We start from the raw sequence: 13,414 nt of genomic DNA, 5'->3' as shown, positions 1-13,414 counted from the left end.
TGTTATTTCAGATCCTTTGCCTTTTTTGTTTAGTTGCTCTCACTATGCTTCCTTGCGATATGCCATAAACCCTCTACCTGGCACCAAATGGTAACTTTTCAAGTTTTCATTGAGGAATAATAGCCACAAATTCACTATTTGAGGTTTTATAATGCAGCGCAGTAATGGTTTTACGCTAATTGAATTAGTGGTCGTGATTATTATTTTGGGTATTTTATCTGTGGTCGCAGCGCCAAAGTTTATCGATCTTAAAGGCGATGCCCATACTGCTACCGTTGAAGCGATGGCAGGAGCCATTGATAGCGCAAACAGCTTGGTTTACTCGAAGTCTGCGATTAATGGTGTTGAAAAAGAAGCGTCGATAGATGCTGCTGCAATTGGCGATGAATATGCAGGTGCAACGCTCATATATGGCAGCATGCAGTCTGATGAAACAAGCTTAGTGATGTTTGTCGAAGGTATTGATGACCCAAGTGCATGGGAAATGGAAAAAACCAATGAAGTAAACATGAGAATTCATCCTGCTGACCACCCTACCATTGGTGATGGGGCTGGCAACTGCTTCGTACAATACAGCCACCAGTGGACTGATGCTCGTGGAGCAACTTATCCCGCTAAAACCACTTTATATACTGACGATTGTTAGACCTCGATGAAAAAACGGCTAAAAGCCATTTGTAAATGTTATTAATACTGCTGTAAAACAAAGCAATAAACGATATATCATCAAGCTAACTTGGCACTCTTAGTAAAGTGCCATTAGCGATGAACCTTAAGCGATGAGCCTTCAGCCATGAGTGGCATACCTAAGCCGATGAAATACCGTTAATAATGTCATTTAGCTCTAGCCGTAAACGTGCATTAGATACAAGCCGCCCTATTCCTTATCGAGCATCGAGTGCACGCTCTTGTGCCGTTTGCGTATCTGAAAAATATCGAGTTAAGCGATCTGTAATCCTAGAACAAGTCCGCCAACAAACCCATGTTGATCTCAACGCTGTTGATAATTCAGATGGCATCTTAAAAGCGATTAGCGCATTAGAACACATCAAATTAAATGGCCTTAATAAACCGCTCCACACTATTTGATAACGCTGCACTGTTTGATAACGCGCTGCACTGTGGTGACTCAGCCATCGCACCATTATGAAACAAAATGCGCTCATTTACTGAACAGAAGTTAATCGCTCAACCTAAAGCTGCAGAAAAATCGCACCAATATCGATCGTAGAACTTATTGTTATGATGGAATTTTTATCTAACCGCACCATTTTAGTCCCACCAACATTTAACAAATTAACAACATAGGAATAATTCTTGCTTCACTAAGTGACTGAATTATAAATAAGAGAATAGCTTTGGGGAGCATAAATGGACAATATCAGTGACGCGATCGGGGTAATTGCACAAAGTGCGGATACCGTTTTTATCCTTCTTGGTGCAATTATGGTGCTAGCGATGCACGCAGGCTTTGCATTTTTAGAAGTGGGAACTGTTAGACATAAAAACCAAGTAAATGCATTAGTTAAGATTTTAACCGACTTTGCTTTTTCAGCTGTAGCCTATTTTGTCATTGGCTATCAAATCGCTTACGGCAGCCACTTCTTTGTCAGTGCAGAGACATTAGCTGCTAATAATGGCTATGACTTAGTGAAGTTCTTTTTCTTACTCACCTTTGCCGCCGCTATTCCCGCCATTGTTTCTGGCGGTATTGCTGAGCGTGGTAGCTTTCGCCCCTTCTTGTTTGCCTCTGCATTGATTGTGGCGTTTGTATACCCACTGTTTGAAGGCATGATTTGGAATGGTAACTATGGATTTCAAGCATGGTTAGGCAACACCTTTGGCGCAGAGTTTCATGACTTTGCAGGCTCTGTTGTCGTACATGGTATGGGCGGTTGGTTAGCATTAGTTGCTGTGTACTTTTTAGGTGTTCGTGGTGGCCGTAAGCCGGGAGTTGCCTTTGCTCCATCTAACATTCCCTTTCTGGCATTAGGGTCGTGGATATTAATTGTCGGCTGGTTTGGTTTTAATGTCATGTCAGCACAAACCTTAGATGGCATAAGTGGCCTTGTGGCCCTAAACAGTTTAATGGCCATGGTCGGCGGCACGATTATCGCGTTAATTGTTGGTAAAAATGATCCAGGGTTTATCCATAATGGTCCACTAGCTGGGTTAGTTGCTGTTTGTGCGGGTTCTGATTTAATGCATCCAGTTGGCGCTTTTGTCGTCGGTGGTGTTGCCGGTGGCTTATTTGTTTTTGTATTCACTAAACTTCAACGCAGCACCAAAATTGATGATGTATTAGGTGTTTGGCCTTTGCATGGATTATGCGGTGTTTGGGGTGGTATTGCTGCAGGAATATTTGGACAACAAAGCTTAGGCGGTCTTGGTGGTGTAAGCGTTATGTCGCAATTGGTTGGCACACTTGTTGGTGTTGCTTTTGCCATCGTAGGCGGCGTGATTGTTTACGGTATTGTTCATAAAATAGCTAGCTTACGTTTAAGCCAAGAAGATGAATATATAGGCGCTGATTTAGCCATTCACAAAATTGGCTCAACCAATGCTGACAAGTAGTTCAGTCAGTTGCTATAGCTGTTTTTATGACTGTTTTTATCAAAAAGGTTCTGCCCTGTTTTCAGCCCGATAAGTGACAGCATAAAATAGTGACGAAAACCAAAAAGCTCAAGCAATTGCTTGAGCTTTTTTAGTAAACCAATGCGATTATAAAACAGTAATCACATCAGCTTCAGGTAAACGAGCTTTAGGTTTACCGTGGTTATAATCTTCACCACCTTTGTGGTAGCCAATCGCTAATGCAAATTGACACACATAACCTGCTAGTTCTTCTTTGAAAATCTCGCCAATTAAGTCAGGATCGACCCCTTCCATTGGCGTTGAGTCAATACCTAAACGCGCTAGAACGTGCAGCGTATTACCAATCGCAATGTATGTTTGCGCTTTAGTCCAGTTGCCGTTAAACCCATTTTCATCAGTATTTAAATCAGCAAAGGCATAAGCACCATTTAACATGTTGTCGTACATTTCTGCCGGTAAATGGCCTGATGCCACTTCTGCGTCAACCACTTTACGGTAGTCATCTTTGGTGTAATACGGGTTGTGAGCAAATAAAATAATGTGTGATGCTTCAGTCGCATGAGGCTGATTAAACTGATGCATGTTTGCAAAAGTATCGTGGAAACGTTGTTTGGCAGCATCCGTTTCAAGCACAATAAATTTCCAAGGCTGCGAATTGATCGAAGAAGCAGATAAACGCATCGCCTCTTTAAGTACTGACATATTTTCTGCAGAAATCCGTTTAGAAGCATCATATTTTTTAGCTGTATAGCGGCTGTTAAGATCTGTAATAATTTGATGAGACATAAAGTATTTCCTCAATAAGCAATGTCAAAAAATGAATCAAGAGACAAACATGAATCAAGAGAATGTTATTACCATTCCCATGAATAAAGTCGCTTAAAATCTTGTTGCAGTAATACTAGTTAAAAATGGCTAATTTCGACATAGCCACCAGCACCAAACATTATGGACTTATTAATCCATAATAATTGACGATATCGTTGGCGGATCCCATGACAAATATTGAGTCTTTACTCTATCAACATTAAGATAATGACATCACTCGAATCAGATAATCGCATTGAGCGATAAAGAAACCGCAATGGATGCATATACCACAACGAAAAATCAACACGCCCTTGTAGTAGAAGGCGGCGCAATGAGAGGGATCTTTGCCTCTGGCGTGTTAGACAGGTTTATTGAACAACAATATCGTCCTTTCGACTTTTGTATCGGCGTGTCAGCTGGTTCAACAAATTTAGCCTCTTGGTTATCTCATCAAAAGCAGCGCAATTACCGTATCATTACCCATTATTCATGCCTGCCTGAATTTATTGATTTTGGCCGTTTTATTCGTGGCGGTCATTGGCTTGAGCTTGACTGGTTATGGGATATTTTGGCAAAAGAATGCTATTACGATATGGCAGCGTTTGTGCAACAGCCGATCCCTTTATTTGTGGTCACAACCAACATCAATACAGGTGAAGCGGTTTATATAAAAAGCACTGAAGACAATCTCGAACAGATTTTAAAAGCATCCTGTTCAGTGCCTATCGCTTATCGAGACTTTCCTACTTATCAAGGTGCTCCTATGACAGATGGCGGCATTGCCGATTCAATACCTGTTATTAAAGCCTACGAAATGGGCGCCAAAGAGATCACAGTAGTATTATCTAGACCATTAGGTTATCGCAAAAAGGCGCCCAAAATACCTTGGCTAATCACTAAAACTCTCAAACGACACCCTAAACTTGCAGAAGCCATGGTGAACCGGGCAACCAATTATAACCAAGCCATCGACTTTATCATGCAGCCACCAGCAGACTGCAAAATCCATATTATCGCCCCGCCAGATGATTTTAACGTCGGTAGATTAACCACTGATAAAGCGGTTTTAGAGGCAGGATATCAAATGGGAATCACAGCTGCAGATACCTTACTTGCGAAGCCCTGTTTTAGTTAAAAAAAGCCGGACAAGATGTCCGGCTAACAAGCTGCTTCCGTGCATTGATTACCAAAAGTGCTTTTACGCAAATTTGCTACACCTTGTGCCACAACACATGGACAGGTAAAGCTGTAATCAACGATTAGGGTTGGTAATAAAAGTCGATTTATCTCGTATTTTTATGGTTAAACTGAGTATTGTTAATTGGCTTAAAACCCGTTTCTATTAAGGTAATTTTTTAGACCACACTTGCCCCTTCACTGCTTTGTCATAGCCGTAATTGTAAAGTGCTTGCATGTATTCAAAATCAAACATTGCCTTAGTTTCTACTGGTGCATCAAATTCGTTATCCACATAAGTGAAGCTCAAATCGATTTGTTGTAATTGGCTGTCATAAAGCATTTTGTATAAGTCACCTCTGCTTTGCAGCACTGTTAAACTTTTTAAACTTCGAGTCAGTAATGCCATGCCCTTATCTGGTATCACTTCATAAGGCATAGTTAACATGCCATTACGGATAACATGAATATATGGCTGTTGAGTTAGCCCAAGTGCCTTTGATAGTTTTCCATAATCAGTTGTTACTGGCTCAAAGAACATTTGTGCAGATAAACCACCATCGACGTGCAATTCCTCATACGCTTCACCCTGATAATCGACCTTGATAAACTGCGGAGGGAACACACCAGGGATCGATGCACTCGCCGCTAAAATTTGATGAATAAAACCAGCTTTATTGTCGATATTACTGTTAGCAATCGCACCAATATTCCATATTGATAAACGGCCAGAATCAAACTGTGTTGTGCCGATAAATAATCGACGCCCTGCATTATGCTGCTTAGCGATATCAGCTATCATTTCTGGGGTGTACACGCTAGCAATGAACTCCAGCATATTGTCACCGTTGGTAAAAGCATCTTTAAATAGCGTATTTAAAAAGTTACGTTTGCCCATGATCTCTTTGTCATTAATGCCTAGCATCACCTGCTTTAATCTAGGCACTTCATCGCCACCTAGAAACGCAAATGGTGCGATTAATGCCCCCGCACTAACGCCTGTCACGATTGTGTATTGTTCAAGTTGGTCACGATCGTATAAGCCATTAACGACACCTGCACCAAACGCACCTTTAGCCCCGCCTCCTGATAACACTAAAGTGTTTAACGCATCGCCCTGAACAGTTAACGGGGTGGATTTTGTTAAATCAGAATATAAAAAAGTGGATGGTTCACCAGCCCAAAAGCGCAGCGGCTCAGCATTAGGTGATTTTGCTTCGCCGTCAACGGTCGCTTGCTCATAACCCTGTTCAGGAACTCGAAGATCCAAAGTATGTGTGGTGCTACAGCCAGCGATAAGCATCAATAATAAAATGGCTGCTATCTGTTTAACGTGATTCATTGCTTCTCTCTATATGTTCTGTTTATTGCAACAAGCCTTCTCTTCTGTTGGTCCGCCGTTTGTGGCTACAACACAGAAAATAACGCTTAATGGGGTAAATCCACTTTGTCACACCTACACACCACTTATTATAAAAAGCCTTTAAATCAGTAACTTTATAGTGAAACACCTAAGGTTAGCAGGTTGATTTGACGCATTATAGAGACTGAAATGACCTAAGCAGAATCACATATGAAGGATCAAACCCTCATCCTGTATTGACCAAGTCTCTAGCGTTTCGTGTTACAGCCCCAATGACTCAATGGAAAATGCATCACTTCCCTAATTCCATTCTCAACGCCATTTCTTCAGCACTTAACTCCTAGCTGCAAACGGAATTAATTCCTTCTCTCAAGTAACCCATTCAACAGTTTGTGTTTCGTCATTTATCAATCAATTTGTATAAAAAACAAACCGAGGGTTTCGTCCTACAAACGCGATTAACTAAATTTAATCTTCCTCACTAGAATGCTCGCCAACACAGTTTCATCAATGCAAAAAGCGCTAGCGGCACAAAAAAGACTGCAGCCTTTTTAGCGAGGTTTGTATGAGATTCACGACTAACAAATGAACGGTTAGTTGACATCAATAACGATTGAATACGCATAGGTTTGCGGTTCAGTAGGAGCAAATACAGCATGACCTTTACTAAAAATTGGATAACCTCTTTCCCGAAGCAAGCTTTATCCATAGGCATCAGCGTAATGGCACTCAACTTTCCAGTGAATGCATTAGCTGAAGAATTTCAACCTGTTGAAGAGAGCGAGCAACAGCAAATTTTGACAGGTAAAGCCATCTTCAAAAAATACGGCATTGCAGATGACTTACCTAAGCTTGGGTTGAATTCATTAGTGCAAGGTGAGCACTTGGTTGAGCACGTCAAACGCTCAACCAAAGTCGGCGATGAAGAGCGTAAATCCGAAGTGTTTTTAATTCAAAATACTGACGAGAAAGGCAACATTGACCTTCGTATCAAATATGACCCAGCAAAGCTTGATGAAAACGAAGACATTATTAAAGAAATCGAAGCGAATACTAAAATTGAGTATCGCTTACGTAATTATGCCCAAAGTTATGATCCGAACTCTGTTACCGCAACAGAGCTAGGTAATGGCCAAGTAGAAATCGCATTCAATTACTCTAAGTTTGGCTTACCGCAAGATATTGCTTACTTTCGTTTTATGCGAGTCAAAATCACGGTTGAGAATAACCAACCTGTAAAAATGATTATTAAGAATACCCGTGACTTTGCATATCAAAATTACCGCATTAATGACTATCATCAAGTGGTCAATTTTGAAACCTATGACAATGGTAACGTTGGCGTTAAAAACAAGCGCATCGAAGCCAATGGTGAAAACTCAAAAGGCACAGCCGTTAGCATCGCAACCATCGTTGAACCTGTGGCCTTTTACGATGGTGACATGGAAGCTACCGTTGTTAACCAAGAACGTCTGTCCCAAGTATCAGATCCTCGTTACCGTGAAGAAAGCGTGAAGCTAGACCGCGTATTCCCATTAATGGGGGATTTAGTCCGCCGTCAAGGTATCGATGTGCCTTTACCGTTCGGTGTGTCTGTTGCTTACCGTAATCAAGATATGAATTTTGGCTTTAGTGACTTTGACATTATGGGCGCCAATTTAAATGAGTTCTTTGACCCATTTAAATCGGTAGCTCAAGTGAATGCGGAAAGCTTAAGTTTACGTGGTGATGTGAATATTTTGCCTTTTTGGAATGTATTTGGTTACGTCGGAAAAATTAATGTTGATGCCAAAGTTGATGCTGAATACACAGGTGAAATTGGTCGTCAGTTACAAGATAAGTTAAACAACAAGTTACCTGGTTTAGGTAATGCATTCTGTAATGAGCTATCAGCACTATGTAACTCTGGCACCTTAAACGTACCCCTGCATCTTGAATACGACCTAATGGGGGTTGGAACAACCTTATCGGTTGGTTACAAACAGTTCTTTGCTTCTGTTACAGGTAGCTACTCGAGAACAAGAATGGTCGGAACAGATAAGTGGGGCGACGGCGTTTTAACCGTTCAACCAATGCTGGGGTACCAGTTAGCAGATTACCGCGCACAAATCTTTGTTGGTGCTGAATATCAAGGCCTAAAACCTAACATGGAAGGGTCTATCCAAGGCGTCGAACTTGGCGGTGAAGAGTTCTTCTACAACGTGGGAGTTGACCTAGATAAGTGGGCTTACCTTGTTGGCTTTAACAAACAATTTGGTAAGCACTACAACTTAACCGTGCTGTATAACAAAGGCGAAACCCGTAATGCAGTCACACTGAATTTCGGTTACCACTTCTAAATTGACTTGATGTAACCCAAAACACTACCTGAGAAAAAAATGACCTCACTCTATCAAGCTGAGTGAGTCATTTCTCCTTGCACGCACCTCAACGGGTAAGGCTGACATTCAGGGCTGATTTTTCATGAGGGTTTCATCCTACATAACCGATTACGCATGTAGGCGTTGAACAATTAATATACAGCCACATTTGCAAACAACCTAGCTATCAGGCCTTAACAATAATCAATCAGCCTCATTAGCAAATAACAGGTTACGTTTGGACGATTAGGCCATTACAGGACACGAAAATGACAATATTCAATAAAACCATACTTGCTGTTTCAATCGCATTCACATTAGCAGCTTGTTCTGGCAGCGATGATAATAACGAAACAACACCGACGCCACCGCCACCACCACCAGAAGTCACGCCACTTCCGACTGAAGAGGTCACGTTAACCATTGGCCAAAGTCAGGTTGAAGCCCTAAAAGAGTCTCATGTTGTTACCTCAGTGACAGGTGAAAAATCACTTGCCAGTATCGAAACATTCAAGGGCATTACTTACGCCACAGCAGAGCGTTTTCAGCACAGTACTGTGACTGAGTTAGCCGCTGATATTGATGCCACTGAATTTGGTTTTGCTTGCCCACAGTTAAAAACCACAACTCAAGCACAAGCTGAAGACTGCCTTAACCTTAATATTTGGCGACCAGCAGATTTAACAGGTGATGAATCATTACCTGTCTATGTCTTCATTCACGGTGGTGATTTCGAATACGGCGCTAACTCAGAGCCATTAATTCATGGCGATACAGTGGTTGCCCAAGGTGCCGTAGAAAATAATCAGTTTATTGCAATCACCATAAACTACCGTTTAGGCATGCTAGGTAGCTATTGGCAAGACAAAGGCGGTGAAGATAGCCTTGGCGGCAACTTTGGCCTTGGCGATCAAAAACGCGCCCTTGAATGGGTAAACCAAAATATTGGTGATTTCGGTGGTGCAGCTGACAATGTCACTTTAGTTGGTCAAGGTGCTGGTGCTATGTCTGTGGGCATATTACAACAAGAAGCCACTGAAGAGCCGATAGCAGGTGAGTACTTTAGACGCGCTATTATGCAAAGTAACCCATACGGATTTGACTATCGCACTTACAGCCAAGCAAAAAGTTTTGCTAGCAAAATTGAAGACACTCAAGCTGACATGCCAGAGCTCAGTGAACTTAATATTGCCGACATGCCAGTTGAACAGTTAATGGAGTTGCAAGCTAAAGTGAATTCTCCATTAGGCCGTATTGGAGATTGGACCGGCCTTAGCTGTGTCGATCTTGATAACCTCGTAGGCAGTGGTTTGTGCTTGACCAGTAAAATATCTGGTGAAGCATCACCAATGGCTAACCTTATGCCATTCGCGCCTTATGTTGAATACTATAAACCAACTTTTGGCTCTGCAATCGAGGGACACCACTTAACAGAGCAACCTGCATTAAGTCACTTTACTGTGCCGACTGTGGTTGGCGTTAACAGTGAAGAGTCTAATACTATTGCTATGCTACCAAGCTTAACGTTTTTAATTGGTGGTTTACTATCTGATCCTGAAGAAGGTGAAGAGTTAACACCTGAGGCCATTATCGAATGGTTAAGCCATGAAGAAAACCAAGCACTGGCTCAGCAAAAGTTATCTAGCATGAATGCTGATGATGTACGCGCAGAGCTAGATCTTGGTGACATCACAGCATATAGCGCCATTACGACCTTCTTCTATGGCTTAGGCAATGGTGACTTAACTAGCGGACTACTTGGCCTTACTGACTATTATCCTAACTCTGAAGGCGACTTAAGCGGTGGATTAGCAAACAGAAGTCAATTTAACATGATGCTAAATGACACCTTATTCAGTGGCCCTGCTCGTATTCAAGCCCGTGAAGCACAGGCAAATAACGTTGAAGCAACCTTTTACCACTTTGGCTACCAACCAAGCTTTAACGTGTGGACTTACAACACTGATGGCCCTGAAGGTAATGTAGATATTGGCGATATCATTAAGTCAGTTAGCTGTATTTTCGGCGCCTGTAACGCATCAGAGCTGCCATTTGTTTTCAACAAAGCGCTAAAACTTGATGGTGAAACCGTTTCACCAAGTAAAAAAGATACGGCGTTAATGGAAAAAATGTCTCGCCTTTGGTTTAGCGACGAGTTGTTTGAGCAATACCAATACACAGTTGATGGTGATGGTGTTCTAGTCTTCGACAAAGACGGTAACGAATCTTATGTGGAAGGCTGGGATCAACAGACTCATCAAGGCCTTGACCCTGCACTACGTAAAGGACGTTTAACTGGCCTTGAAAACCTTGATTTGATTAGTCCATATATCAACTAATCAATATAGCCAACGTTAATTCATAAAAGGCCAGCCTTGCTGGCCTTTTTATCACTCAAATTCTATCAATTGTTATCACTTCAATTTGCTTTGCATGTCAGCAAGTACCTCACAGGCACTTGGGTTAAGTCATGCCTCAAATACTGGTAGCAATACAACGAGATAACGACAATGAATTGCTTAACTCGATACCGACAATTCCCCTTATGGGCAGCACTTATTACGCTAGTAAGTTTAGTGGGCTGCGCATCACCGAATCCAAGCGTGCCAGAAAACTTTGAAGCCAATGCCAAATCGCGTCAATACCAAGCGAAGGCCTACTTAATCCCTGCCGCTAATGAAGCTTTTGCACGCAGAATTGAGCTAGTACAACAGGCACAATCTAGCATCGATATGACCTACTTTTCATGGAATGGTGACACATTAGGTTTAACCCTATTAAACGAGCTATACCTTGCTGCAGAGCGCGGCGTTAAAGTCAGACTGACCTTAGATGACTTATTGGTCTTTAACGAGAAATGGCTTGCTGATATTGATAGTCACCCCAACATTGAGATTAAAATTTTTAACCCGTTTAACTCACGTAAATCAGGTTGGATTGGCCGTGCTCTAGACTTTCAGATGCATCAAAAAAACCTAGATAATCGTTTACATGAAAAGTATTTCAACGTGGACCACCAGCAGATGATTTTAGGCGGGCGAAATATTGGTGATGAATATTTTGGCTACAGTAAAAGCGCCAACTTTTTCGATCTTGATGTGCTATTTCAAGGTGAAGTCATTGCCGCATTTGCCGACAACTATGATAAGCAGTGGCAGTCACCTTATGTCGTGGCGGTAGCTGAGTTAATTAATGTTAAGCCAACAACTGAGATGGTCGAATTTAATAAGGCACTTAAAAAGCATCAGCAAAAACATAAATCCATTGTCGCCGACATCGAGAGAACGACAGCCAGCTTAACGCCGCCAAGTTTTATTGATGTCACTGTGACACCCATTTTTGACTCACTCAAAAAAATGGATGATAGCTTGCCATATTTTAGAGCTCGTGCAGAACAAGCGATGAAACAGCACCTTGCAAAAACACAGCAAGCAACGATTTCATCGCCCTATATGGTGCCAACTAATGGCCATTTTGATGTCATTGAGCAGCTGACAGCACAAGGTGCTGAAGTGCGTGTGGTCACTAACTCATCGGCTTCGAATGACTCACTATTTATTCCTGCTTACTACCAAAAGCACCGTCAAACCTTATTGGATTTAGGCGTTGATATTTATGAGTATAAAGATAAAGCTAAAAACGAAGATCACCTGTATCATGCCGATACTTATTATCACAATAAAACGCTGATTTTAGACAATAAAGTGTCGTATGTGGGTTCATCTAACTTTGACCCACGCTCCGATTTTTTAAATGTCGAATTTGGTTTATTTGTCGATAGTGAAGCATTTGCTGCAAAGTTAAATGATTACTTATTCAGTCAAAAACAAGCGTTGTATTGGCATGTGACCCAACAAGATGGACAAATAGAGTGGCGTTCAAAAGATGAAGTTCACCTATCCAATCCCAATTATGGCGGCTGGCATAGTTTACCCGACTGGCTATTTAGGCAAATGGATGGTGAGTCCGAGCTATAATATTGATGATATTAGCGTCTGTTAAACAGGCGCTTTTTTGTGCACAATAGCTTGTTGTAGTAGTTTGTTGTAATTACTTTTTGTAACAGCAGGAATACCACTTAAACACAGTGGTGAAATTGTATTAGCTGCTTTGATGAGATGAGCCATTGAGCTAATACATTGAATTAGTCATTGAGCCAGTATATTGAATTAGCTCATTGAATGAGTCACTGATTTAGTTCATGAACTCGTTGATAGAAAGCAAGGAGAAAGCTATTCATGCAGGTTCTATGTCGATTTGCACTGATCATTGTGGTCATATTATTTAAGATAGTGTTTACAACAATATTTACGACTCATAATGCTTACTCTGCCAACATAAACCCACAATTTAGCTGGCCTAATCATTATCAAGCAGCGGTGAGTTTATCCTATGATGACGCGTTAATGAGTCAGCTAGAATATGCTATCCCAGCCCTTGATAAATACAACTTTAAAGCCTCTTTTTATCTTACCTTGGCAAATCCTGGTACTGAAGCAGGACTTCAGCAGTGGCGAGCGATTGCTGCAAATGGCCATGAGTTAGGTAACCACACCTTGTTCCATGCATGCAGTAAAAAACTCGACGACCGTGAATGGGTCGCGCCGCACAATAACCTCGACAGCAAAACCGTGTTACAACTGCAGCAAGAAGTCATGACCGCCAACACATTTTTACGCGCCATAGACCAACAAACCCAGCGCACTTTTACTCCGCCCTGTGGGGATTTTATTGCAGCTAATGGCAATTATATTGATGCTATCCGTAATAACTTTGTCGCGATAAAAGGCTACAACCCACAATTCCCTCCTAAATTTGATTTACTGCTCATGCCAGACAATGTCGACGGCCAAACGTTAATTGATTTTGTAGAGAAAGCTAAAGCGCAAGGCGGTGTAGCCAATATTATATTTCATGGCATTGAAGGGGATTATTTAACTGTGAGTAATCAAGCTCATAAAGAGTTATTGCAATACTTAGCTGACAACCAAGACATCCTTTGGGTCGATAGCTATTTAAATATTATGCAGCATGTGCAACAGCAATTTGCCACTGCGCCCGTTACAGTCAATTAAGAACTCCCCCAATTGAACAAATCAGTTACCAAAGC

At 41.6% G+C, this 13,414-nt stretch carries 10 protein-coding genes; 8 read left to right on the top strand and 2 right to left on the bottom strand.

The genetic code is table 11. The features are described 5' to 3' along the window. The first annotated feature begins 151 nt into the window (after positions 1-151). The 3 genes from ACGEDC_RS13030 to ACGEDC_RS13020 all read left to right on the top strand — a co-directional run bounded on the left by ACGEDC_RS13030 (position 152) and on the right by ACGEDC_RS13020 (position 2,574). Positions 152-646, top strand: a complete 495-nt coding sequence (locus ACGEDC_RS13030) for a type II secretion system protein (protein ID WP_080915027.1) — start codon at positions 152-154, stop codon at positions 644-646. A gap of 185 nt (positions 647-831) precedes the next feature. Further along, on the top strand, positions 832-1,089 hold the full coding sequence (locus tag ACGEDC_RS13025; protein ID WP_394493709.1) for a hypothetical protein: 258 nt from the start codon (positions 832-834) through the stop codon (positions 1,087-1,089). Between the two features lie 282 nt (positions 1,090-1,371). After that, a complete protein-coding gene (locus tag ACGEDC_RS13020; protein ID WP_394493707.1) occupies positions 1,372-2,574 on the top strand; it encodes an ammonium transporter in 1,203 nt (400 codons plus the stop codon). 147 nt (positions 2,575-2,721) lie between these two features. Here the strand turns inward: ACGEDC_RS13020 and ACGEDC_RS13015 are convergent, their stop codons facing one another. Continuing rightward, positions 2,722-3,381 carry a nitroreductase family protein gene (locus ACGEDC_RS13015; protein WP_055024816.1) on the bottom strand — a complete coding sequence of 220 codons (660 nt, stop codon included), beginning with the start codon at positions 3,379-3,381 and terminating at the stop codon, positions 2,722-2,724. Between the two features lie 298 nt (positions 3,382-3,679). Here ACGEDC_RS13015 and ACGEDC_RS13010 point away from each other — a divergent pair, with 298 nt between their 5' ends. After that, complete coding sequence (locus ACGEDC_RS13010) at positions 3,680-4,540, top strand: patatin-like phospholipase family protein (RefSeq protein ID WP_065109944.1); 861 nt, start codon at positions 3,680-3,682, stop codon at positions 4,538-4,540. A 207-nt stretch (positions 4,541-4,747) separates the two neighbouring features. Here the strand turns inward: ACGEDC_RS13010 and ACGEDC_RS13005 are convergent, their stop codons facing one another. Further along, positions 4,748-5,923: a patatin-like phospholipase family protein gene (locus ACGEDC_RS13005; protein ID WP_394493704.1), complete on the bottom strand. Its 1,176-nt coding sequence runs from the start codon at positions 5,921-5,923 to the stop codon at positions 4,748-4,750. 677 nt (positions 5,924-6,600) lie between these two features. Here ACGEDC_RS13005 and ACGEDC_RS13000 point away from each other — a divergent pair. From ACGEDC_RS13000 to ACGEDC_RS12985, 4 genes are all read left to right on the top strand, one after another. Further along, the gene (locus ACGEDC_RS13000; protein WP_394493702.1) at positions 6,601-8,283 is read left to right on the top strand and encodes a hypothetical protein; all 1,683 of its coding nucleotides are present in this window, start codon (positions 6,601-6,603) and stop codon (positions 8,281-8,283) included. Positions 8,284-8,573: 290 nt separating this feature from the next. Continuing rightward, complete coding sequence (locus tag ACGEDC_RS12995) at positions 8,574-10,643, top strand: carboxylesterase family protein (protein WP_394493700.1); 2,070 nt, start codon at positions 8,574-8,576, stop codon at positions 10,641-10,643. A 171-nt stretch (positions 10,644-10,814) separates the two neighbouring features. Further along, positions 10,815-12,281, top strand: coding sequence for a phospholipase D family protein (locus ACGEDC_RS12990; protein WP_394493698.1), 1,467 nt, complete (start codon positions 10,815-10,817; stop codon positions 12,279-12,281). Positions 12,282-12,542: 261 nt separating this feature from the next. Further along, on the top strand, positions 12,543-13,379 hold the full coding sequence (locus ACGEDC_RS12985) for a polysaccharide deacetylase family protein (RefSeq protein WP_394493696.1): 837 nt from the start codon (positions 12,543-12,545) through the stop codon (positions 13,377-13,379). Positions 13,380-13,414: the final 35 nt, after the last annotated feature.

The organism is Shewanella sp. ENK2, from assembly GCF_043568515.1.
Lineage (GTDB): Bacteria > Pseudomonadota > Gammaproteobacteria > Enterobacterales > Shewanellaceae > Shewanella > Shewanella japonica.
The sequence above is the reverse complement of the archived record's forward strand: the minus strand, read 5'-3'. Positions and strand labels throughout refer to the sequence as shown.